The sequence below is a fragment of the Bartonella sp. W8151 genome, from assembly GCF_016100385.1.
GTDB lineage: Bacteria > Pseudomonadota > Alphaproteobacteria > Rhizobiales > Rhizobiaceae > Bartonella > Bartonella apis.
This window is the reverse complement of the sequence record NZ_JACFSO010000002.1, coordinates 161,027-184,897: the sequence shown is the minus strand read 5'-3', so window position 1 is coordinate 184,897 and position 23,871 is coordinate 161,027. Positions and strand designations below refer to the sequence as shown.

Genomic DNA, 23,871 nt, shown 5'->3' with positions numbered 1-23,871 from the left:
TGCCGGATGAACCGGCTTCGCCTCAAGCATCGGCGTTTTGATGCTCTGCTGCCCGTTTTTTTCAAAGGGCATGTTTAAAGGATAAATTTATGGATATTGCACCCGAATTTTCACCGGAAGAACAGGATGTTCTTGGCCACCCGAATACCGACAATGACGGATTTGATGATGAGACCGCTTTATCGGAAAATTTTTCCGACATGGATGCGATGACTGGGTCTTCCGAAAGTCAGGAAGGGGAACATGAAAAACCGGTAGAGGAAGAGGAAGAGGAAGAGGAAAGAACCGCAAAAGCGCGAAACCATATGGTTCCGCATGGCGCCCTTCACGCTGAAAGGGAAGAGCGCAAAAAAGCGCAAGCCGAGGCAGCGGAGGCAAAAGCCAAACTTGCCCGCATTGAAGAACGTTTCAAAATTGCGCGCGAATTCACGGAAAATAATGCCGGAAACGAAAGCTTTTCACTGTTAAAACAGCCACGACCAGAAGCGCCCGACCCCGAAAAAGATTTTGTCGGCTATGTCAAATGGATTGGCTCCAGATTGCAAAACGAGGAAACCGAAAGACAAAAGAGAGAAGCCGAAGAGCGGCAATCTATCAAAGCCGCAAGAGAACAGGAAGCGGTCAAAGATTATTTTGCCACGTCTGTAACCGCACTTAAAGCGGAACTGCCGGATTTCGACGAGGCGGCCGATTTTCTTTATGAAGCACGGGTGAACCAGTTGATGGCGCTCGCCGATGCTTACCCTGCTTTTAAAAATGCCGATGCGATCAATGCGCAGATTGGCAACGAGCTTGCGGCCATTGTCAAAGGTGCTTTGGAAAGCGGCACCAATCCTGCGCAAACAATTTATAATTATGCAAAAAATATCGGCTTCAAGGCGAAATCTATAGCGGGGGGTGACATTGCCGCAATGCGCGCCAAAAAAAACGCTGCACGCACACTCACCGCATCGAACGGGCGCGCTATTGCCGACCCTATTAGCCTTGAAGCCATAGATGCCATGAGCGACCGGCAATTTGCCGAGTGGATTTCCAATCCGCGAAATGAAAGAGCCTTCAACATTCTGATGAAGGGGGAATAAGGCTTTTAGCAAAATAAGTTTTTTAAAGGGAGCCTGTTTTTTAAAGCTGATTTGAGAGACTTCTGTTTCAGAAGCTTGAGCTTTAAAAACCACCGCTTGCAAAAGATGGGGCTTCTAAAACTTTGAAGTAGGTTCGTGTAGGTTCGTTTTAAAACTTTCACCTTTTTCTTTTGCGGATTTTCGTTTGAAATGGACGTTATCATTTTCACCCACCGGAGGTTTTCCGGTTTCGTTGGTTCGCTCGCGTTAAAGCGACAAAAAGCTTGAAAATCAATTGAATTTTAGGAGGCCATCATGGCTATTACATCCATCGGGGTGAACGACCCTCTGGCTGTTCGTGCCTGGTCGAAGAAACTTGCCGTCGAAGTATCGAAAGCTACCGAGATTGCGCCTTTGATCGGAACCGACACCAACAGCATTATCCAGCTTAAGGACGAAACCCAGAAAGGCGCGGGTGATACTGTCCGTTTCGGCTTGCGCACCCAGCTGACGGGCGAAGGCGTTTCGGAAGGGGTTAAACTGGAGGGCAATGAAGAAGCCCTTTCAACCTTGAATGATGCTGTTATCATCAATGAACTTGCCCATGCTGTGAGGGTAAAAAACGAGGGCACAATCGACCAGCAGCGCGTGCTTTTCGATTTGCGCAGCGAAGCCAAAGACGGTTTGACCGACTGGTATGCCGACCGTTTGTCGCTTATGTTTTTTACCCATGTTTGCGGCTATACCGCTACACAAATGAACTTTGAAGGGCGCACCATTTCATTGTCGCCGGTGCATTACGGTTTTAATCAGCCGACAGCCCCGACCGACAAGCGCATTATTCGCCCGAATGGCAAAACCACTGACGAAAGCCTTGACGAAAAAGATGTGTTCAATCTTTCGCTGGTTGATAAAGCGGTGGAGCGGGCAAAACTCGCCAATCCGCGTTTGCGCCCTGTGCGTGTCGAGGGGGACAGTGTTTATGTGCTTTACCTGCACCCGACACAGGTGACGGCACTGCGCACCAACACGGCAACCGGCCAATGGCTTGATATTCAAAAAGCAGCCTATCAGGGTTCGCGCGCCAAAAACCCGATTTTTGACGGCTCGCTCGGCATGTATAACGGGGTGGTTCTGCGTGAAGCCGAACATATTACCGAAGGTGTCAATTCTGCCGACCCGACCACGCCTGTTTCAAACACCCGCCGTGCGGTGCTTTTGGGTGCACAGGCTTCCATCGTCGCTTTCGGCAAGGACCGCGGACCAACGCGCTACAAACTGGTTGAAGAATTCTTCGACTATGAACGCGAACTCGGTGTTGCGGCAAAAACCCTGATCGGTATGAAGAAAACAAACTTCAAACTGAAAGACAGCACGATCGGCGAACAGGATTTCGCAACCATCGTCATTTCGACTTATGCCGAGCCGCTTTAAGAACGGCATTTGAAACAACAGAAAAAGGGGCAAGTGCTCCTTTTTCTTTTTATGCGACGAGCTGTCTAAGGCGCAATTTTCCCCTCTTCCCGATTTTTTAAAAAACCGGTGATTTTGCCGGAGACGAAAAAAATGACCCATGCTTATTCTATAGACATGCCTTCAAGCGATGATACCGACTGGATATTGATGGATTTTGATAAGCCCGCGGCAAAAAGTCGGAATGAGCGAGATATAAGGGCCACGCCCCTTTCCCGAAAACCGGTGAAAAAAGCGAAAGTGAAAAAACCGCAAGCGGAAACCGGAAGCACATCTCGAAACACTGCGGAAAAAGCCAGAAAACTGAAAGCCGCGCCTTCCATACCGGCGCAAGCAACAACAACGCAATCAACAGCCGCCAATTTGAAGACCGCAAGCGGCAAAAAACGGCGGAGAACACGCAACCTGAACTCAAAGCAAAACCGGAAAACAAAGGTTTAATATTATGGCCATTATCATTACCACGACAGGGCCGATGACAAGTCTTCCCACGCCTCTCCAGCCGAAAAACAAAAACTTTTCGGATATGATTGCCGTTATTCAGGATGAAATTGACGATACGACAAATGAATATATCAGCCAGATTCAGGAAGCAATCTATTCGGCCATCCGCTTTTCAGCACGTGAGCCGCTTTATTTCAATGAAACGCGCGATATTACCTTTTTGACGACTAAAAATCAGGAATGGTATGGCGCAACAACCGAAAAGGCGATTGCAAGTGCGGCCGGTATCCGCTTTGTCTTTCTTGAAAAATCTAATGGCAACGCAAAAAGGCTTCATCTCAATTCCCCGCAGGAACTTGAAAGCGCGGGTTCAGCCCATGGCGAACCTTATGCCTATTGTTATTTTGGAAAAAAACTGCGGCTCTTTCCCTGCCCTGACAAGGTTTACAAAATACGCCTGATGATTGACCCCTACCGGCTTGAAGAAGTTTTGAAAGCCGATGAGGAATCCCCTTGGTTCCTTGATGCGTTCGACCTCATCAAAGCGCGGGCAAAATACGAGCTTTATAAAGATATTTTGAAAGATGCCGAAAGCGCTCGAACAGCCTTTAACGATTTTAACGAGCAGCTTTCAGCGTTAAAAGTGGAAACCTCGCGGCGCAATGGTAGCGGCAAAATCAAAGCAACGGTGTTTTAAATGACATTTTTATCGATAGCCGAATATCGCCCCGACATTGCCGACATCAATAGCGACTATAGCGATGATATATTGAATGTTTTGCCGGCAGACGGCAGTTATATTCCCATGCCCGGTTTCAAAGCCTTTTCCAAACCGTTTCCGGAAAAGCCTTATGGAGCCTATGCTGCACGGTCGCTTGACGGAACAACCTCGGTTTTTGCGGGAACTGCAACCAAACTTTTTGTCCTCGACAATACCGATCTTTCCTGGCGTGACATCACGCAAACGGGAAAAATCTATTCCGCTTCCGATGAGGCACGTTGGTCTTTTGCTTCTTTCGGCAATTATATTATCGCCGTCAACAAAAACGACCCGCCACAAGTTTTCGAGCTCAACCGTTCGGCAAAATTCCGCAATCTTGGCGGCAATCCCCCACGGGCGGGAACTGTCAAAGTGTGGGGCGATTTTGTTTGTCTCATGCAATTGCCGGATAATCCCAACCGCGTTTACTGGTCGGGCCTTAATGATGCGGAATTCTGGACGGTTGGAGAAAAGTCCTGCGACTATCAGGATTTTCCGGATGGCGGCAGTGTTCAAGGCTCGAGTGAAGCGACGAACCCGATTATTTTTCTGCAATCGGCGATTTATCGTGGCACATTCATTCCCGGTTCCGACATTATATTTTCTTTCCAGAAAATTCATGACAAACGCGGAGCCAAATCATCCAATTCGATCAGCAGTCGCGGTGAATTTTCCTTTTATGCCGATGAAGGGGGATTTTTCCAGATTACCAGCGATGGCGCGGTGACACCTATCGGCTTTGAAAAAATCGACCGCTCGGTCTTTACCCGCATGAATGCCAATAACCTTGCCGAAATGTTCTGTGCAATCGACCCTTTCTATAACCGCGTTTATTGGGCGATGGATTATAACGGTTCGGGCGTGATGAACGAATTGATGGTTTATGACTGGGGCCTGCAAAAATGGACGGTTATCAGCATTGCGGCAAGCAGTATTATGCCGATTTATACGAGCGGTTACACGCTGGACGGGCTTGATAATATTTCCACTATTCTGGAAAATTTGCCGTTTTCGCTGGATAGCAAAATTTGGCAAGGTGGCGCGCCCATTCTTGGCGCTTTTTCCGTTGATTACCGTTTGGGCTCCTTTTCGGGAGAAGCAATGGAAGCAATTGTTTCCTCGCAGGAAATTGCTGCCACCAATGGTGATATAAACCGGCTGGAAAATGTTATTGCACAAATAGACACGAATGAAGCCTTGCTTTCAATCGGTGCAAGAATGCGAAGAAACCCGCAAGAACCGGTAAAATGGTCAGGTGAAAAAAGCCCCTCTTATAATACAGGCCGTTACCATGGCCGCTCACGGGCGCGTTTTCACAAATTCCGCCTGCGTGTTCCGGCAGGCGCGAAATGGTCGCATATTGCAGGCTTCAATGTCGATTTTACAGGAGCCGGAAAAAGATGAGCTATCAAATCTATCTCACCGAAAATTGGCCTTATGAGAGGATAAAACGCTATAGCGGCGATCTTACAGAGGCGATGAAAAAAATCGCCCGTCGTTTTCCCGATGACATATCGTTTCAAACAATGGCTGAAGAAATTGCAAATGGCGAGCGGCAATTATGGATCATTGTTGACGAGAAAGAGAACTTTGTCGCCTTCGTCACCTCGCATATCGAAATTCTGGCGAGCGGGAAAAAACGTGTCGAACTCCTCGAACTTGCCGGTCACGGGGGCGAAAAAATAGCCGATATGATCGAACCGATAGAAGAATGGGCAAAAACCATCGGTGCATCCGAAATTTGCCCGATCGGTCGCATCGGCTGGTCAAAAATCATGCGCGCACATGGCTATCGGCCAAGCGTGGTCAAATATCGAAAGGAATTGAACAATGGGCGGAAGTAGCGGAAAAGGCGGAAAAACAAAGCAAACCAAGACCGAGACATCAGCCCCGCCGGAATGGGCAGCACCACTCTTCAAGCGCTCGGCCAAAGATGCCATGGACCTTTATAATTCCGGTCAGGGTGGCAATGTTTATCAAGCCTCGCGGGTGGCCGATTTAAGTGACACAACAAAAAATGCCATTAGCGGGCTTGGAAACACCACCACCAATTATGGCAACAGCTATTTGCAAGGCCTTGCAGGCGGCAAAAATGCAAGCGGCCAGAACCTTGCCGATATGGCTTCGGGAAAAATGGTGGGGGCAAACACAGCCTATAATCAGGCTTTACAAAACACACTTGATAACACCGCCACCGCCATCAACAGTCAAATGAGCGGGGCTGGTCGTTATGGTTCGGGCGCCCATAGCGGTGTTTTGTCGCGTGGATTGGGACAGGCTGCAACAACTGCCCTTTCCAACCAGTATAATCAGGATGTTGGAAATATGCTCAATGCCAATGAACTTATCGACAGGGCAAACAATAACCAGCTTTCGGCCGCAAGCAATTATTTTCAAGGGCAAGGCAATAATCTTCTTAATGCTTTGAAAGGCGGTACAATCCTTGACCAGAACAACCAGCAAAAACTTGATGCAGCGCGTGACCAATGGAATGAAGAAGATAATCGTGGCTGGAACCGGCTTGCCATGCTTTTAAGTGCGGCTCAAGGTGCAGCCGGAAATTACGGAACGTCAAGCGGAACGCAAACAACAAGGCAACAGAATGGTGCGCTCACCACAATAGGAAACGGTTTGGGTGCGCTGTCATCGCTTTTTGGTCTCTCGGACCAACGCACAAAAGAAAATATCCGCTATGCGGGCAAACGCAACGGCTACAATGTCTATGATTTCAACTATATCGGAAGGACTGAGCGCTATCGCGGTGTTATCGCGCAAGAAATCCTTAAAACCGACCCCGATAAAGTGATGACCCACCCCGAAAGCGGATTGTTAATGGTCAATTACAACAAACTCGGATTTCCTATGGAAAGGCTTCTGTGAAGAAAAGCCATTCGGGCGTTTCAAATGCCCCTCAGTGACACTTCATACAAGAGGCTTGTCTACACCCGATGCTTGAGCATGAGCCCCATAAATTTAACGACAAATCAATCAAGAGACATTGCGTGAGCATTCCGGAACCGACCGGAGGCACGAAGGAAAAATTGCACCCGAATGGAGGCTAATTCATGAATTCACATTCTTTTTTTAATTTTTGGAAAAACTACCCGTCCAATAACAATGCGCCTGTGTTCGGCCCGATTGGCCCACTGGGATATGGCCGCCAAAACTTTAAAACCGGCCTATCCGCCCCTTCCCGTGAAGCGGGCGATAACAATAGAGATAATCCTCCCACACCCACCACGGCTTACGGTTTGCTGGAAGACGGGCAAACGCAAAAAGGCCTTGAAAAAGGCGCCGCTTCACTTGCCAATGCATTGATTGCCCTCGGCAATGTTGATGCACCACAGACAAGCTCGATGCAACTAAAACCGGTGCGCGGCCCCTCGGCCGAGCAATCGCAGGCACTTTTGCGGCTTTTAGAAAACATGCAGTCGAAAACCAATAACGGGGGCACATTATGAGTTCTATTTATGATTGGTCACTTTCGGCGGCAAGCAATGCCAATGCCGACAATATCATCAACTGGACAGAGGGGCAGCCGCCAAGCACCGTCAACAATTCCGCCCGTTCGATGATGCAGCGTGTGCGCGAATATATGTGCGATATTGGCGGCGATGTTACCGTCGAAGGGTCCTCTTCACGCATTGCCATTCAGTCGAAAACACCGGTAACTGCTTATATCAACGGCATAACATTGCGGTTTCGCGCTCTCGGGGTGAATGTCGAGCAACCGATGATAAGCCTCAACAATATTGAATATAAGCCGGTTTTCAAAGCAACGTATCAGGGGGTAAAACCCTTGGAAAGCGGGGACATTCAGGCTGGCGCTCTCTATGAAATCGTCTTTTGCAGTTTATTGAACAACGGGAGCGGCGGCTGGTTTTTGTCTTCGCCGACACCTCAACAATCAACACCGCCCGGTGTTATTTCAATGTTCGGTGCGCCGACCGCACCCGCCGGATGGATACCCTGCGACGGACGCTTATTATCAAGAACACAATATGGCGCACTTTTTTCGGCTATCGGCGAATGGTGGGGAAAAGGCGACGGGCAAACAACCTTTGCCGTGCCGGATTTGCGCGGTGTGTTTCTACGCGGTGCCGATGCCGGTAAGAATATCGACCCCAACCGTGCTTTTGCCTCTTTTCAGGATAGCCAGAACAAATCGCACAGCCATTCAGGCTCGGTCGGTGAAGCTGGCGAACATAACCACAGCTATACGACATGGAAGCGCAACAACGGAGGACCAGACGGCAAAAATGGCTGGGATTGGTATTCACAGATAACCGAAAACACGGCGATATCCGGAAGACACAGCCATAGTCTCAACATCAATGCCGATGGCGGCAATGAAGCGCGCCCGGTCAATATTGCCATTCAATATATTATCAAGGCTTGAACAATGGATGAACACCCTTTTGCAATATCCGGCATAAAAGAGCCGGAGAAAATTCGCATATTGATTTACGCGAATAATCAAATGGCGCATGTTGCCCTTTCCGCACTTCTTATGCCGTTACAAAACAAGATTACCGAACTCGACAACCGTTTGAAGAAACTGGGGGTTTAAATGGCTGTACCCTATCATACACACACTTTCGAAATTCCGACGGCAACGCCACAGGATATGGCAGCACGTGCTTCCAATGACAAAGCCGTAACGCCTTCGGTTCTGGGTACGGCTGCAACAGCCGATAGAAGCGAATTTGCAACCGCCGAACAGGGGAAAAAAGCTGATAGTGCCGTTCAACCTGAAACGCTCGGCACTTTGGCCAGAAAAGACAAAGTCGTTTTAACTGAAATTGAAACAAGTGGTGCGCCTTCAAACACCACTTTTCTATCCGGCAATGGTTGGCAGACCCTTACCGGTGGCGGCGACATGACCGTCGCAATCTATGACCCGTCGGGTAAGCGAACTGACGCGTTCGATATGGGCAATATGAAAGAGGCGTCGAATGCCAAAATTATGACGGCCGACGAACGCGAAAAAATAGCAAATCTTGATGATCACTATCTCTCAAAATCCGGCGGAACTGTTAATGGCAATCTAACGGTAAAAAATAGTGCAGAAACTACTTTTGTTCAGTTTCCCCCAGGCACAATATACCCGATGCTGCGTCTTGGTTACACGGCGGAAAACGAAAACTATTCGGATTTGGCCTTTGTTGGAGAATCGCTGAACATCCATGTCCATAAATTTGGCGATGTTGCCAAATTCTACACCAACGGGACAACGTATTTTGCTAATGAAATAAATATTCAGGGAAAAACATACTTTCAATCCGATGGTAATATTACCGGTCAAACCTGGATAAACGGAAATCTCGCCAGCCATATTGAAAGCCGCTGCGTTGCATATCAAAATGATTGTGTAAAAGATAGCCGGGTTGTGGGGTGGGCAGATGTCCCAATTCAAGTAGGTACCGTAACTAATATGCCATCCGGATATGTTGTTACAACCATCCTCAAAGAGGATAATGGACGATCTCGTATGGGCGGGCGTCAACCGCAACTTTTCATCACAAATCGTGGCTGGTTTCCTTTAGGGACGTGGTAAAAGAATGAAAAATTTTGGTAAACTTAGAGCTTCAAAAGAGGAAATCACATTAGGTGAAGATATCAAGGATGACAAAGGCGATAGCGTTCAGAAAGCCGGAACGGTCATCCTCAATATATTGAAAGATAAAGACGGCATCGAGTGGCACGATCTTTTCAAGCAATATCCGCATAAATTCTATATCGCGGTTGACGACACAAAACACATTATTTCCATGACGGATGACCCCGAACAGTCGCAAATTGCCGGATTTGATATTATCGGCATTGACGATGATTATGGCGAAACATTCGGTCAGGGCGGGAGTGTCTATGGCAAACTATGGGACGGCGAAAAGATTGTTGCAGCTCCTCCGGTATTTCCGCCTTTAACTGCACGGCAATTCTGGCAGGCGGCTTTAGCCATTGGCGTAAAGGAAGAAGACCTGATTGCTGATATAGCCAATAAGGATAGCCCTTTTTACATTGCAGATGAAGAAGAACGTGAAAGCGTGTTAATCGACATCAAAAAAGCGACAAGCTTTGCCCGTGATTTTCCGCTTTTGGAAAAAATGGCAAAAGTCAACAAAATTCCGGACGCGCAGCTTGATACTTTATGGACTTGGGCTACCAACATCCAATAATCACGCCGTAAAACCAACTGGAAACCCCGCATCTTTTGCTGCGGTTTTATGGCCTCTTAAAAATAAGCGGGTATGTTTTACTGCCGAAAAATTGCTTTGGCTTTTTTTATTTCTTCCTCGGTAAAAAGCGGATGCCATTTTTCGTTGTTTGCAACAAGTGATTCAACAGTCAAATCGAGCCGCCCCTTCTCGAATAATTTGGAAAAACCTGTCGAAACCGAATTGGAATGTAGCAATTTTTTAGCAGCTTTAACGCCGCCATTCCGTTCAACCATTTGTTTGAATCTGGGAAGTCTTATTCCGAGTTCATCACGAGTTTTATCATAAATAGCCAGCATTTCTTTATGAAATTCATCTTCCAGACTTGCCATTAAATTTCCCTCCCGAATGAAACTGGACCGAGGTTTAAAATACCATAAGTTGCCACCTTTTTTAAAAGGAAAACGTGAACAATTTTCATGTTTTGCACAAGCGATCGCGGTTTAAAGCAAATGAGAACACGCTTCGAAATGAATTTAAGGTAGCGGCGCATGAGTCGCGCCCACCTCATCCGGTTTTTTAACAAAAGCAAAATTAGTGAATTGAATATTGAACCACCGCCCCGCTTTTTGCGGGGTTTTTTATTGCCTTCATTTATCATTGATAAGGAAACACCATGACACGACAAATAAGCCCCCACGGCCTTGAAAAACTGAAACAATGGGAAGGCCTCAAAACCAAAGCCTATAAGGATGCAGGCGGTGTCTGGACTATCGGCTATGGGCACACGGCAGCCGCTGGAACGCCCGGACCACATCAAGGAATGGTTATAACCGCTTCCGAAGCGGAAAACATTCTCTTGAAAGATCTTGTTCAGTATGAAGCGGCTATCGAGAACAACGTCAATGTCAAACTCAACGACAACCAGTTTGCTGCTCTGGTATCCTTTGCTTTCAATGTCGGCATTGGTGCTTTCAAAAATTCGACATTGCTTAAGAAATTGAATCAAGGCGATTTTAATGCGGTTCCGACCGAATTGATGAAATGGACAAAAGCGGGTGGCAAAAAGCTTCAAGGCCTTGTCAACCGGCGGCGGGCAGAAGGGTATCTGTGGATGGAAGGCGCTTTTGTGACTTCCAAAGATGTGGTGCCTGAACAAAAAACTGTTCATCCGGTGTTGAAACCGGAAGTCCTCGGGCCGGTTATCAGTGCTGCTTCCGGCTTGACCGGTTTTGCCACCGGTTCGGGACCGTTCCAATGGGCGTTAGCAGCCATCATGGTGATCGGCGTTGCAATCGGCAGTTTCTATTTTCTCAAACGGTTTAGAGAGGCGGAATTATGATCACATTCGAACGCCTGACTATGACCATTGCCGTCATCATTGCCCTAATTGTTGTTGCTTTTTGTATCGGGCAAGAGACGGAAAAACAAAAGTCGCTAAAGGCTTCGATCACAGCCTTCGAAAATTCTCACGAGGTTGAAAATGAAGTTGAAGCTCTTACTCCTTATCAGCGCTGCCTTGCTGTTGGCGGGGTGCCATACGACTGCAGGGTTCTCTTGCGCGGGTTGGACAAAACCACCCAAGGCAAATGATGCCGCACGCCTTGTTGAAAACGAACCGGCAATCACCAAGTGGATCATCTCGACCGACCGTTTCGGCCAAAAACAGAGATGTTGGAAATGAAAAAACTCATTATCCTTATGCCAAGTGGCATTCATTAAAAGTCGATAAATTGGGCAGCGAGTTGATGCCAATGTTTTTATACTGTTTATCTGAACAATCGGAAAGAAACACTGTGACAGAAAACCGAATGCCGTTTTCCGACCAAAGCCCGATCGCTTGTTTTATAACATATGAGAAGCCCGATCGCTTGTTTTATAACATATGAAATGTGGTGCTCTTCCAATAAATATCATTGATGAAAAATTCCGCCGGCATTCTATCTAGCGGAGAATTACAAACATTTTCGACTTATTAAAGTTCTTCTTCGCTTCCCGTCGACACAGCTCGCACCCGCTTATCTCAACATTAGCCGACTAACTTATGAGAGCAAATAATATTTTAATAGCGGCTCGCGCTTATCATGGAATAATCAAATGTCAGAAAACAATCCCCCACCCGATTGGCTTGCCTATCTTGTCCGGTTCGGGCTTCTTGCTCTTGCCGGTGCTTGTGGCAGCTTTCTAAGCCAGCTTAACGGCGCGCCAAAAAAATGGCCACAACGCGTAATGGAATGGGTTGGCGGCGCTTTATGCGCTATTTACGGGGCAGAGCTTGCCGCCAATGCCCTTTCTCATCTGCTTGATAAATTTGACCTGATCGACGGTTCCTATGTTGTGCCGGAAAAATTTCTTGGCCTTGCCGGTTTTTTATGCGGGGCTTTAGGTGTCGCAATGATCGATAGCGTCATAGGCCTCTTGAGAAGAAAGTTCAGTTCATAACCAAGTCTTCGTAACCAATCCTCATGCACCCGCTAAACCAACGCTGAAAAAAGTAAAAGCAAAACTCTAACGCATACCCCACACGGCATAGAGACAAAAACAGCCGATCTAATCAATCGGCAATTTTGGTTTCCACCCCCGACCATAGCCGACAGACATAGCGGAAGCGGCAACTTCGATTTGGTGGATAAGCATTTTCCGTTCTTCAAGCAAAGCTCTAATGAGGGCTTTTGCATCCCCGTCATAGGCTGCAATGAGGCCATCAATATCGTCTTCACAACTATCGTTTGAAACAGCTTTGCTCACTTTACGCGACTCCATTTTTGTTCTCGTATTGTTCTTATTTTTCTAAAAAGAGTCAATGAAAAAATCGTTCAAACGAATAGTCCGAACGCACCTATTATATAAATTATATGCGATTGATGAACGTGGGTTTCAAGCCACACTTCCTTTTCAATTCAAGAACAAAATCCACTTTTTCATGAGAATTAAATTTTCATTATCAATGAGTTTTTCAACTTATTTTTCAATGAGTTGATAAAATGCAAATCAACGCGGACCAAAAACATGATACAGGCTCACGCTTGGGTTCCCGTTTGCTTGAAACCGCTTTATTTTCCCTAATTTGCCGATAATCTTGTGATGAAAAAGGAAAATAATTGAAACCATCGTCCGTCCCGAAAAACATGACGCAATTTCCTATCCACAAGACCTGCCATCACAAGCTTTGAAGGATGATTTCAAGACTATCGGCTGTAGACAGAACAAGTTTCATGTCCATTCCTTTTATTTGAATAAATCCGGAATGTTTATAAAACCTCTTGGCTTTTTCATCAGCTGCCTTAACGACAACGGCACGGAAAGTAACAAGCCGGAACGAGGAGATGACCAAAAGAAGGGCATTGCGCAAAAGCGCAGCCCCTTACCTTGGTGATTTCTATCAACCGCCATGCGTGAGAAGAACTGCTACCGGAATTTCATCAGGCGCGTGGGCCTCTTTGGTTTTACCAGAGCGCAATAAACGTTTTTAATTAACAGATTAGCCGTGTTTTAGAGACAGAGGTTTGGAAGCGCCTCCGAAAAAAGAGGCGCTTCCAATCTTTTAATGTTTTTCCAAATAATCAGATGGAAGTGTTTTTTTCTTCCCTTCTTCCATTCCAATTTTCTCTTTAGGTCTGTGGACACCACAACCTAATTTGATTTTTAGATCAGCCGAAATGAAAAAACATTTCGACCGAAAAAAACCGATGATCACTTCCGTAATAAGATACGGTATAATCATGGAGTTTCTCCTTTTGAGAAAACTGCCGCAAGGGATGGTCATATACAATCATTTTTATTTTTTGGGTTGACATCCTCAAAAGTTAATAATAAAAATTATTCGTTAGAATAAAAATTACTATTCGTTAGAATAAAAATTATTATTCATTTGACGGTAGTCATTCAAACTAAAAGCAATCGTGGAATAACCGTTTGCGGCAGTTGTGTTAATATTATAATTTATAATAAAGCTTTGGTTGGCGCCAAAGCTTTATTGCTATTGGCTTAATTACCAATAGCCTTCCCAAAATAAATTAAGAAGACAAATGTGTCAATGAGTGGAAGCTGGGTGTGGAAGCTGATTTGTATGTCTTTTAAAGTAACGTCGATAAAATTAACTTTTTTCCGTCTCAATATATCATTAAATATCTGAAAAGCCTATAAAAAAACGGTTTTCAAACAAAATCAGGAAAGGATTTCTTTTCTTAAATATAAGCGTATTTTTTGCTGAATTTTTGAAATTCTTCGATTTACACGGAGAAGTGCCGAGTGAGCCCCATATTTTCACCGAATCACCTGTCATTTCAGCTGCAACTGGTACTAACCACGAACATTTTATTATAAGCTCCGCATGTCAACTTCAGCTTATGTCTTCCATTAAAATATTAATAAAATATCCGGTTGTTCTGGTGAGCATTTTATACGAGCGCGGGTATTTTATTCGAGCGGAGCATTCCATTCACGCGCGGGCATTCGCATTGACGCAGTTGAGACTTATGCAGCCTAACTTTTAAAACGATAATAGTTGATAAAATCACGCACAAAACACAATAAAATCAGGCGCAAAACAACATTGCTTTTTCAATATTTTGAAGCTTGGAAATTAGGCGGTTTGCCGCTTAAATAACAAATTTTGATGAAAAATGGTCGGAGTGAGAGGATTTGAACCTCCGACCCCCTCGTCCCGAACGAGGTGCGCTACCAGTCTGCGCTACACTCCGACTAACTGGTGTTGGCGGGCTTATACCGTTATGACAGCTTTCTCGCAAGTGTTTTTTAAAAAAACCCGCTCAACAATTATTCATTTCGTGTCTGTTTCCCCTTCCTCCTTGGCTCGCAATCGCCTTTTCCCGATCTGTTTTTTGCCTTTTCAGCTTTCGCCCCCTCGCGCGACAGCGTTTTAATATCTTGAGCTAGTAACTTTTCCGCAAAAGCATGAAATTTTTCCGGTGGTGCGGGGGTTCGTGGCTTTAAAATGCTTTCTTCCCACCTCTGGAAACTTCTGTTGCAAGTTTGACTGATGTTGCAACTTTGACTGATATTTCTTTTCCCCGTTTTGTGACGAATTCGGCTTCCCGTTAATCCGATCGGGCAAAGATCACGCCGACGGGCGCCACCGAAGACCGGCTTAAAAAATATCTGCCGGTTTTCACAGCTATAAACCTCTCGCTTGGAGAAGCGTTCGACTATCATCGATCGTTCTATTGGTTTTATTATTTTTTATGCGGCGGGCGGCATTCACTTGACCTAAACCCTTGAAAAGCGATAGCAAGAATATGCTTTTTAAGTTCAAGCCGGAAAAGAAAAAATGGCCGAAAAAATCATTAGTTTCATTATGAGTGGCGGCGTTGGCACCCGCCTTTGGCCATTATCACGCGAAGATTTTCCAAAACAGTTTCATGACCTTTCCGGCAAAGGCTCGATGGTGTCCGGCACAGTCAAGCGCATGAATGCACGGACAAGCGGCCACGGGCCGATTTTTCTCATTGCCTCGGAAGCTCATGAATACCGTTTGCGCCATGATATTGCCGGTTTGCCATTAAATGGTGGGCGCCCGATTTTTGAACCTTTGGGACGAAACACGGCGGCGGCTGTTGCTCTGGCAACAGCCATCACCCTTGCCGAATATGGTGACAGGCTCATTCTCGTTGCCCCGTCTGACCATGAAATTTCAACCGATGACGATTTTTGGAAAACCATTCATGAAGGGGAAGAAGCCGCCAGAGGCGGCCGCATTGTAGTTTTCGGAATTCATCCGGATAAACCGGAAACCGGCTATGGCTATGTCGAAACAGGACAAGAAAAAAACGGCGTTTATGACGTTATCCGCTTTGTTGAAAAGCCGGATATTGAAACGGCCAAAAAATATTTGCAGTCGGGCAATTTTTTATGGAATTCGGGAATATTCCTCTTTTCTGCGGAAACTATGAAAAAAGCCTTTCTCGAGTTCCAGCCGGAAATCTGGAAGAAGACAGTCGCGGCACTGGAAACCGCCCATACAGACATATCGGGCACATGGCTAAATTACGAGCATTATGCGGCTATTCCTTCCGATTCAGTCGATTATGCCATTATGGAGCATGTCAAAGACATTGCGCTTGTGCCTGCCCGTTTTCACTGGAATGATCTCGGCTCGTGGCAATCGCTTTTGAACCAGCAATCAAGCCCCACACCGCCAGATGAGAACGGCAATGTGATTATGGGCGATGTTGTGGCGATCAATTGCCATGGCAGCTATTTGCGCTCGGAAGCGGGGTTACTATCGGCTGTCGGGCTTCACAATATGGCGGTTGTCGCGACAACGGACGCAACTTTTGTGGCTCCCGTTAAAGAAAGCCAGAATGTGCGCGACGTGGTAGCAACACTCGAAAAAGCCGGAAGGCTTGAAACCAAATTCACTCCCGCTGCCGATAAAATACCGCAAAGCGGCGCCTATCTCACCCGTGTCGAGCATTGGCTTTTTGATGAGGCGCTGCCGCTTTGGTCAACCCGCGGGGTTGATGAAAAAGGCGGCTTTTATGAAGCCTTGGGCTTTGATACCATGCCGGTATTGCGCGCCAAACGCATGCGCACAATGGCACGCCAGATTTATGCTTTTGCCATGGCTGGTGAAATGGGGTGGGACGGCCCTTATAAAGAGCTGATCGACCACGGCCTCGAATTTATCGGCAAAAATGGCAGAACAGACCGTGGCGGTTGGGTTTTGCAGCTTTCACAAGATGGCAAGGTTCTCAACGCAACCGAAGACAGTTACGATCAGGCTTGTGTGTTACTGGCGCTTGCCCATGCCCATCGTGTCGGCAATAAAAAAGCATTGCCGCTTGCTATGGAAACCTTTTCTTTCATCGACCTTCATCTTGCCGATAAAAATGGCAAAGGCTTTTTTGAAAATGCCAAAACCGACGGAGAGAAAACATTTCGCCGTTCCAACCCGCATATGCATTTGTTTGAAAGTTTCATGGCCTGGTATGATGTGACAGGTGACAGAGATTATCTTGAACGGGCAGAGCGCATTGTCGACCTGTTCAAGGAACATTTCTTTGATGAGGATAGCTGGACCCTTGCCGAATATTACGACAAGGACTGGCAGAGAGCTCCCGCTCCCGATGGTGACATTTGCGAACCCGGTCACCATTTTGAATGGTCGTCGTTGCTTGTCGATTTTTCCAAAAAAACCAATGACCGCAGTGTTATAAAACTTGCCAAAAAGCTCTATGCCTCGGCCATTGCCAATGGTTTGAACCGCAAGACGGGGCTTGCCTATAACACGATTTCGCGCCACGGAATGCCAATTGACACCAATTCGAGAAGCTGGCCGCAAACCGAGGCGATCAAAGCAGCGCTTGCGCTTGATGGTAATGACGGGCCGGATCTGAAACCTGAAATCGAAGCGCGTGTGGGAAGGCTTTTCCGGTGGCATATCGATGCCGCCCCCAAAGGTTTATGGATTGACCTCATATCGGAAAACGGCCGTGCCATTGCCGAAGATGTTCCGGCTTCCATTTTCTATCATATGATAACGGCGTTAACGCAATATCGGAAATTTGCCCAACATTGGAAACTGGCTTGAAAACGGTATTCACCTTTCATTTTATTTAAATCTGCCCGTCCCATTCAACGCCGCTCATGATTTTCATGTTCGTCGTCAAAACGGGGACAAGAATTGCCACGTTTAAAACCGGACGATCCGACTTCAGGCGGAAAAGTGTGAGACGCAAAATTCAAGAAAACAATAAAAAACCCGTCCGGCTTCAGTAACCGAACGGGCTTTTATCGGTGGTCTGGTGTTTGAAAATTTTTAAAAGACCTATCAGCGCCAATCGGGGCGTGGATGCCAAGGCCGCGGACCATAATGGGGACCATGCGGGCCGAAATGCGGGCCATAATAGGGCGGTGGGGGCGGAGGCGGTGCCGGATAGAAGTGCCGGTGCTCGAAATAGCGCCGATGCGGCTGATAGTGGTGATGATAGCGGTCATAATGATGACGATGGCCGTTATCGATGATGATGACAGGATAAACATCGGCCTTTGCAGAAAGTGCACCAAAAAGCGGCACTGTCATTGCAAGGCTTAAAAGAAGAACAATCAGTTTTCTCATGCGAGATATCCTTTTAACGATTCTTGAGAAACACCTTACGCTTTGTTAGCTGAACTTATCCTGAACTTTTTGTTAATCTTCTGTTCATCTTCGAGCCTCGAAAAGCTAATCTTCGCCACGCTACCGTCAACATTCAAAGCCGTGCTTATCAAGCAAAACACATTTCCTGAAAAGCTGCACATGCTTGCCGAAAAGTGGTTCAAGCGGCCATCTCGAAAAGGCACACATACTTCCCGAAAAGCGGCTCAAGCGGTTGCCCCGAAAAGCGACACATGCTTCCCGAAAAGTGGTTCAAGCGGCTGCCCCAAAAAGCGACACATGCTTCCCGAAAAGTGTGAAACGGTTTTCGGTCAAGAAGCTTGTAATAAAGAAGTACGGTTTTCGGTAAAGAGCCGCGAGAGTGAAAAGACTACGATTTTTTGTGAGGCTCCGCCACAGACTAAGAGACGGATTTTTAACAAAAATGTTTCAACAACTTGCCCGCTTTGAGATCTGGCAGAGACAAGAAAAAATGTTTGCTGAAAATCCACTTTGAAAAACGTTTCAGGGGGGTGAAGCTGGAGGATTGCCGGAAATAGCGACCGCATTATTGATGCAACTTTGGCGATAGTCCCGCTTTTCTCCCGTCAAAATCGAAATTGATTGCAAAAGAATTATTTCGAGTATTACGATATCCCCACGGGGGAATAGACTATGAAATATATTTTGCTGATCTTCATTTTTATCACAGTTTCACTTCCGGAACTTGCTGCAGCAAATACACCTTGTTCAGGCCAGAAAGGCGGCATTTCCCATTGTGTTGGCAGAACCTTTATCTGTAATGACGGTTCAACCAGCGCATCGACCAAAGATTGTTCGGCCTATATGGGCGGCAGTTCAACAAACAGCCAATCTCTCGAAAGTAGCCCGTCTCTTATGGAACCATCATCGGGAAATTGTTCTTGCCGATCGGGAACCTATTGCGTTGGCCCCAGAGGCGGACATTATTGCTATTCCGATAGCGGGCGGAAAAACTACCTTCCCCATTGAAGGCAGTTCTTGAAAAATGCAATGAATCTCGAAAACCGGCCGCAAAAATTGCTGAAAGGCCTGAACCAACAGCTTTTTAAATAGGCCGTAACTATGCCCGCGGGGCTTTAACACACGGGCATTGTTATCAACCTGCTTTCGCACTGAAACAGAGCTTGATTGCTTTCAAGCGCCTTACTCGCCCTTGATACGTTTGAATGCTTCATCAAGGCCGCCGGTAAGCGCTTCTCTGCCACCATGATTGGTAAAATATTGGGAGACCAGCTCGTTCGTGCCTTTTTTGGTCGAATATTCGGCTTCCAATTTAGTAAAATCGGGCTTCCCTACTTTACGCGCCTCGTCGGCAAGATTGCCAAACATAGAGGCAAGAAACGGTGCCGACTGGCTTTCATCAAGCCCGTTTTTTTCAAGCCAACGGTTTGCTGTTTCGATGAAATTGAAATAGACACCCATCAGAGAACCGGCCGTCATCATCAAGGCAAACTGGCTTTCATCCTTGACAGCAATTGCCCCACCCATCGCATTGAAAATTTCCTTCAATTCGGGATTGTCGGGATAAATTGCTGTCATACCTTTGGCTTCGGCAACAAAGGGAAGCGGCACGGCGCGAAAAACCTTTTTGCCAATCCATTTTTCAGTTTCACTTGCCGTTGCCATGGCAATAACCGAAATAACTGTTTTTGCTCTGGAAAAATCGAGCTTTTTTAATTCTTCCTCGGCAATCTGGCTTCTTAAACAAATGAAAACATCATCGCTTTGGTCGATTACATCCTGATTGTCTTTGCCGATTTTCACCTTGTCAAAGCGTTTGGAAAGCTCTGCCGCGCGGTCGGCATTTCGGGGTGAAACCGTAATTTGTTCCACCGGAAGATTGCTCTTCATCAAGCCTTCCACCATAGCCGAGGCAATGGTTCCCGTACCGATAAAACCTAGTTTCATTTGTCTCTTTTAACCTCGTAATTCAAGATCGGGCCAAGCCAGCGTTCGACTTCGCTCACCGGCATTGCTTTTCTTTCGGCATAATCTTCAACCTGATCGCGTTCGACCTTGGCAACGCCGAAATAATAGCTGTCGGGATGGGAAAAATAAAGTCCGGCAACCGACGAGCCGGGCCACATGGCGTAACTTTCGGTAAGTTTCACACCGGTATTTTTTGTCGCATCAAGAAGCTCGAACAATGTGCCTTTTTCGGTATGATCGGGCTGTGCGGGATAGCCCGGAGCCGGACGTATGCCGCGATAATGTTCAACAATCAGATCTTCTTTTGTCGAATTTTCATCGGCCGCATAACCCCAATAGACTTTGCGAACGCGTTCATGCAAACATTCGGCAAAAGCTTCGGCAAAACGGTCGGCCAGCGCTTTGACCAGAATGGAAGAATAATCGTCGTTTTCGCGTTTGAAACGTTCGGCAATTTTTTCCTCTCCAAAGCCACTTGTCACCACAAAACCGCCAAGATAATCGGGCGTGCCGACAGGAGCAACAAAATCGGCCAGAGCAAGATTGGGCTTTCCCTCGCGCCGCTGCAATTGCTGGCGCAAAGTGAAGAAGGTTGCCCGCTCGTGTTTTCTTGTTTCATCAGTGTAAATGCGGATGTCATCACCAACGCGGTTTGCAGGCCAAAAGCCGATCACCGCCTTCGGATGGAACCATTTTTCGGCAATGATTTTTTTAAGCATTTTTTGCGCGTCGTCATAAAGCTGGCGGGCAATTGTCCCCTGCTTTTCATCATCAAGAATTGCCGGAAAACGCCCGCGCAATTCCCAGCTCTGGAAAAACGGTGTCCAGTCGAAATAGGTCGAAAGCTCGGCAAGATCCCAATCATCGAATTTTTTGACACCAAGAAATGTCGGCTTGACCGGTTTATAATTTTTGAAATCGAGTTTCAACGCATTGGCGCGCGCCTCGCTTAAGGAAACGCGGGTCTTTTGTTGTTCGCCCCTTTCATGGGCGGCGGCAAGCTTTGCATATTCCTGACGGATTTTTTTGATTGTTTCGGTTTTTGTTTGCGGGGAAAGGAGTGATGAAACAACCCCCACCGCCCGACTTGCATCAAGCACATAAACACTCTGCCCGCGGTGATATTGCGGGTTGATCTTGACGGCCGTGTGAACGCGGCTTGTCGTTGCCCCGCCGATCAACAAGGGAATGTCGAAGCCCTGACTTTCCATTTCGTGGGCAACATTGACCATTTCATCAAGTGAAGGTGTAATGAGGCCGGAAAGGCCGATTGCATCGGCTTTTTCACGCCGTGCCGCATCGAGAATGGTTTGTGCCGGAACCATTACACCAAGATCGATAATCTCGTAATTATTGCAGGCAAGCACAACGCCGACAATGTTTTTGCCAATATCGTGCACATCGCCCTTGACTGTTGCCAGAATAATTTTGCCCGCACTCTGGTGGCCTTCGCCACCGTTTTTACGCTTTTCCTCTTCCATATAGGGAAGAAGAATGGCCACAGCCTGCTTCATCACGCGGGCGGATTTCACCACCTGCGGCAAAAACATTTTGCCGGACCCGAAAAGGTCGCCCACCACATTCATGCCGGCCATAAGCGGCCCTTCAATGACATCAAGCGGGCGTTCGGCTTTTTGGCGTGCTTCTTCCGTATCAGCGTCGATATATTCGGTAATTCCGTTGACGAGAGCATGTTCAAGGCGCTTTTCCACCGGCAATTGTCGCCAGCTCAAGTCTTTTTCCTTCTTGACGCCGCCACCGGCCTTACCGCGATATTCTTCCGCTAGAGCAAGCAGGCGTTCGGTTGCGCCAGCGTCTTTATTCAGGATCACATCTTCACAGGCTTTTTTAAGCTTGGGTTCGATTGTATCGTAAACGGCCAATTGTCCGGCATTGACAATGCCCATATCCATGCCGGCGGCAATTGCCCGATAAAGGAAGACCGAATGCATCGCCTCGCGAACCGGTTCATTGCCACGGAACGAGAATGACAGATTGGAGACCCCGCCGGAAATATGGCAATAAGGCAATTTTTTGCGAATTTCCTTGGTCGCTTCGATAAAATCGACGGCGTAATTGTTGTGCTCGTCAATGCCGGTTGCAATGGCGAAAATATTGGGGTCAAAAATAATATCTTCAGGCGGGAAACCGACCTTGTCGACCAGAATTCTATAAGCGCGTTCGCAGATAGAAACCTTGCGTTGTTCGGTGTCGGCCTGACCTTTTTCGTCAAAAGCCATCACCACAACCGCCGCCCCGTAACGGGAAGCAAGTTTTGCGTGTTCGATAAACTTTTCCTCACCCTCTTTCAAGGAAATGGAATTGACGATGGATTTTCCCTGCACACATTGAAGGCCGGCTTCAATAACTTCCCATTTTGATGAATCAATCATGACGGGAACACGGGAAATATCAGGCTCGGCGGCAAGAAGATTTAAAAATTTGCGCATGGCCGCAACGGAATCAATCAAGCCTTCATCCATATTGATGTCGATGACCTGTGCGCCGTTTTCCACCTGATTGCGCGCAACATCAAGAGCAGCCGTATAATCATTATTGGTTATGAGTTTGCGAAACCGTGCCGAACCCGTAACATTTGTGCGCTCGCCAATATTGACGAAGGGAATGTCGTGGGTGAGTGTAAACGGTTCGAGACCTGACAAATGCAAAAGCTTTTCCTGTGGTTCGGGTTTCCTCGGTTTGAAGGGTTTGACCGCTTCGGCAATAGCGCGAATATGATCAGGCGTGGTCCCGCAGCAACCGCCGACAATGTTGATGACACCTTCACGCGCATATTCTCCAAGCTCTTTTGCCATAATTTCAGGCGTTTCATCATAACCGCCAAAGGCATTGGGCAAACCGGCATTGGGATAAACACAAATCAGTTCTTCGGTATTGGCGGCCATTTCCTTCACAAGCGGCAGCATGGCCTTTGCGCCCAAAGCACAATTAAGCCCGACAGAAAACGGCTTGGCATGGGCAACCGAATAAAGAAAGGCTGTCGGCGTTTGTCCGGAAAGTGTGCGCCCTGACATATCGGTAATCGTGCCGGAAATCATGATCGGCAATTCGATATTTTTTTTGGCAAAAACTTCTTTGGCAGCAAAAATAGCCGCTTTGGCATTGAGCGTGTCAAAGATCGTTTCAATGAGAAGCAGGTCAACACCGCCATCAATCAGTGCATTGATCTGCTCGCCATAAGCAATGCGCAATTCATCAAAGGTAATGGCACGAAAACCGGGATTGTTGACATCTGGCGAAATCGACGCGGTCTTATTGGTCGGGCCAATGGAGCCGGCAACAAAGCGTGGCTTGCCATCTTTCTCTTCTGCCCGTAAAGCCGCGCGGCGCGCAAGACGGGCGCCGTCACGGTTAAGCTCGTAGACCATATTTTCCATGCCATAATCGGCCTGCGCAATGGTGGTTGAGGAAAATGTGTTGGTTTCCAGAATGTCGGCACCGGCCAAAGCATAGCGCAAATGGATGTCTTCAATGGCTTTCGGCTGGGTCAATGTCAAAAGGTCGTTATTGCCTTGAAGAGCGCAGCTACAAGCCACAAACCGCTCGCCACGGAAATGTTCTTCGTCAAAATGGAAAGACTGGATTTGCGTTCCCATCGCGCCATCAAGAATAAGAATGCGCTCGCGCGCCAATTGGCGCAATTCTTCCGAACGGTTTTTCGGCTTTTCCGTTTGACCGAACAATTTTTCTAGGGGATTTGATTTATCGGGATTTGATGTCTTGCCCGAGGCTTTCTCTTCGCCGGAAGATGACTTTTCGACAATATGCGACATAGCGGGGGAACCTTTCATATCAGCCGGTCATGAGTGACATAAAGATTTCTTTATGTCAATAAATTGCAAGAATAGAAATAAAAAACGCCGGTAAAAACCGGCGCCTTTTTAA

General features: G+C 47.0%; 23 protein-coding genes and 1 tRNA gene. 18 read left to right on the top strand and 6 right to left on the bottom strand.

The annotated features are described in order from the left end of the window. The first annotated feature begins 89 nt into the window (after positions 1-89). The 12 genes from H3V14_RS03785 (at position 90) to H3V14_RS03730 (ending at position 9,917) form a co-directional block, all read left to right on the top strand. Complete coding sequence (locus H3V14_RS03785) at positions 90-1,082, top strand: hypothetical protein (RefSeq protein WP_198226737.1); 993 nt, start codon at positions 90-92, stop codon at positions 1,080-1,082. A gap of 294 nt (positions 1,083-1,376) precedes the next feature. Continuing rightward, complete coding sequence (locus H3V14_RS03780) at positions 1,377-2,495, top strand: N4-gp56 family major capsid protein (RefSeq protein WP_075914047.1); 1,119 nt, start codon at positions 1,377-1,379, stop codon at positions 2,493-2,495. A 132-nt stretch (positions 2,496-2,627) separates the two neighbouring features. Next, on the top strand, positions 2,628-2,975 hold the full coding sequence (locus tag H3V14_RS03775) for a hypothetical protein (RefSeq protein WP_198226735.1): 348 nt from the start codon (positions 2,628-2,630) through the stop codon (positions 2,973-2,975). Between the two features lie 4 nt (positions 2,976-2,979). Continuing rightward, positions 2,980-3,675, top strand: coding sequence for a hypothetical protein (locus tag H3V14_RS03770; RefSeq protein ID WP_246784982.1), 696 nt, complete (start codon positions 2,980-2,982; stop codon positions 3,673-3,675). Beyond that, positions 3,676-5,142, top strand: a complete 1,467-nt coding sequence (locus tag H3V14_RS03765) for a hypothetical protein (protein WP_198226733.1) — start codon at positions 3,676-3,678, stop codon at positions 5,140-5,142. Continuing rightward, positions 5,139-5,582, top strand: a complete 444-nt coding sequence (locus H3V14_RS03760) for a hypothetical protein (protein WP_198226731.1) — start codon at positions 5,139-5,141, stop codon at positions 5,580-5,582. Before H3V14_RS03765 ends, H3V14_RS03760 begins: the two co-directional genes overlap by 4 nt. Further along, a complete protein-coding gene (locus H3V14_RS03755) occupies positions 5,569-6,618 on the top strand; it encodes a tail fiber domain-containing protein (protein ID WP_198226729.1) in 1,050 nt (349 codons plus the stop codon). The genes H3V14_RS03760 and H3V14_RS03755 overlap by 14 nt, the downstream gene beginning before the upstream one ends. A gap of 185 nt (positions 6,619-6,803) precedes the next feature. Beyond that, positions 6,804-7,199, top strand: a complete 396-nt coding sequence (locus tag H3V14_RS03750) for a hypothetical protein (RefSeq protein WP_198226727.1) — start codon at positions 6,804-6,806, stop codon at positions 7,197-7,199. Further along, the gene (locus H3V14_RS03745; RefSeq protein WP_198226726.1) at positions 7,196-8,137 is read left to right on the top strand and encodes a tail fiber protein; all 942 of its coding nucleotides are present in this window, start codon (positions 7,196-7,198) and stop codon (positions 8,135-8,137) included. Before H3V14_RS03750 ends, H3V14_RS03745 begins: the two co-directional genes overlap by 4 nt. A 3-nt stretch (positions 8,138-8,140) precedes the next feature. Beyond that, on the top strand, positions 8,141-8,308 hold the full coding sequence (locus H3V14_RS03740) for a hypothetical protein (protein ID WP_178391754.1): 168 nt from the start codon (positions 8,141-8,143) through the stop codon (positions 8,306-8,308). Then, on the top strand, positions 8,309-9,295 hold the full coding sequence (locus H3V14_RS03735; RefSeq protein ID WP_198226723.1) for a hypothetical protein: 987 nt from the start codon (positions 8,309-8,311) through the stop codon (positions 9,293-9,295). 4 nt (positions 9,296-9,299) lie between these two features. Continuing rightward, the gene (locus H3V14_RS03730) at positions 9,300-9,917 is read left to right on the top strand and encodes a hypothetical protein (protein WP_198226721.1); all 618 of its coding nucleotides are present in this window, start codon (positions 9,300-9,302) and stop codon (positions 9,915-9,917) included. A 77-nt stretch (positions 9,918-9,994) separates the two neighbouring features. On the opposite strand, the gene H3V14_RS03725 is transcribed toward H3V14_RS03730, so the two are convergent. Continuing rightward, positions 9,995-10,288: a hypothetical protein gene (locus H3V14_RS03725; RefSeq protein ID WP_075869035.1), complete on the bottom strand. Its 294-nt coding sequence runs from the start codon at positions 10,286-10,288 to the stop codon at positions 9,995-9,997. 284 nt (positions 10,289-10,572) lie between these two features. On the opposite strand from H3V14_RS03725, the gene H3V14_RS03720 reads away from it, so the two are divergent. From H3V14_RS03720 to H3V14_RS03710, 3 genes are all read left to right on the top strand, one after another. Then, positions 10,573-11,238 (top strand): lysozyme, encoded by a 666-nt coding sequence (locus tag H3V14_RS03720; protein WP_198226719.1) that lies wholly within the window; start codon positions 10,573-10,575, stop codon positions 11,236-11,238. Next, complete coding sequence (locus H3V14_RS03715; RefSeq protein WP_198226717.1) at positions 11,235-11,489, top strand: hypothetical protein; 255 nt, start codon at positions 11,235-11,237, stop codon at positions 11,487-11,489. The genes H3V14_RS03720 and H3V14_RS03715 overlap by 4 nt, the downstream gene beginning before the upstream one ends. A 504-nt stretch (positions 11,490-11,993) precedes the next feature. Continuing rightward, positions 11,994-12,338, top strand: coding sequence for a hypothetical protein (locus H3V14_RS03710; RefSeq protein ID WP_198226715.1), 345 nt, complete (start codon positions 11,994-11,996; stop codon positions 12,336-12,338). Positions 12,339-12,446: 108 nt separating this feature from the next. Here the strand turns inward: H3V14_RS03710 and H3V14_RS03705 are convergent, their stop codons facing one another. Further along, positions 12,447-12,659, bottom strand: a complete 213-nt coding sequence (locus H3V14_RS03705; RefSeq protein WP_198226713.1) for a hypothetical protein — start codon at positions 12,657-12,659, stop codon at positions 12,447-12,449. Positions 12,660-13,222: 563 nt separating this feature from the next. Here H3V14_RS03705 and H3V14_RS03700 point away from each other — a divergent pair. Next, the gene (locus H3V14_RS03700; RefSeq protein WP_198226711.1) at positions 13,223-13,369 is read left to right on the top strand and encodes a hypothetical protein; all 147 of its coding nucleotides are present in this window, start codon (positions 13,223-13,225) and stop codon (positions 13,367-13,369) included. 1,153 nt (positions 13,370-14,522) lie between these two features. Here the strand turns inward: H3V14_RS03700 and H3V14_RS03695 are convergent. Next, a tRNA-Pro gene (locus H3V14_RS03695) sits at positions 14,523-14,599 on the bottom strand. Positions 14,600-15,186: 587 nt separating this feature from the next. On the opposite strand from H3V14_RS03695, the gene H3V14_RS03690 reads away from it, so the two are divergent. Further along, positions 15,187-17,448, top strand: coding sequence for an AGE family epimerase/isomerase (locus tag H3V14_RS03690; RefSeq protein ID WP_198226709.1), 2,262 nt, complete (start codon positions 15,187-15,189; stop codon positions 17,446-17,448). A gap of 240 nt (positions 17,449-17,688) precedes the next feature. Here the strand turns inward: H3V14_RS03690 and H3V14_RS03685 are convergent, their stop codons facing one another. Then, entirely contained in the window at positions 17,689-17,976 is a 288-nt protein-coding gene (locus H3V14_RS03685) for a hypothetical protein (RefSeq protein WP_198226707.1), read from the bottom strand. 693 nt (positions 17,977-18,669) lie between these two features. Here H3V14_RS03685 and H3V14_RS03680 point away from each other — a divergent pair. Further along, positions 18,670-19,005, top strand: coding sequence for a hypothetical protein (locus H3V14_RS03680; protein ID WP_198226705.1), 336 nt, complete (start codon positions 18,670-18,672; stop codon positions 19,003-19,005). A gap of 174 nt (positions 19,006-19,179) precedes the next feature. On the opposite strand, the gene H3V14_RS03675 is transcribed toward H3V14_RS03680, so the two are convergent. Together H3V14_RS03675 and metH are read right to left on the bottom strand one after the other, a co-directional pair. Continuing rightward, entirely contained in the window at positions 19,180-19,944 is a 765-nt protein-coding gene (locus tag H3V14_RS03675; protein ID WP_198226703.1) for a pyrroline-5-carboxylate reductase, read from the bottom strand. Next, positions 19,941-23,759, bottom strand: a complete 3,819-nt coding sequence (metH, locus tag H3V14_RS03670; RefSeq protein WP_198226701.1) for a methionine synthase — start codon at positions 23,757-23,759, stop codon at positions 19,941-19,943. Before metH ends, H3V14_RS03675 begins: the two co-directional genes overlap by 4 nt. Positions 23,760-23,871 lie beyond the last annotated feature (112 nt).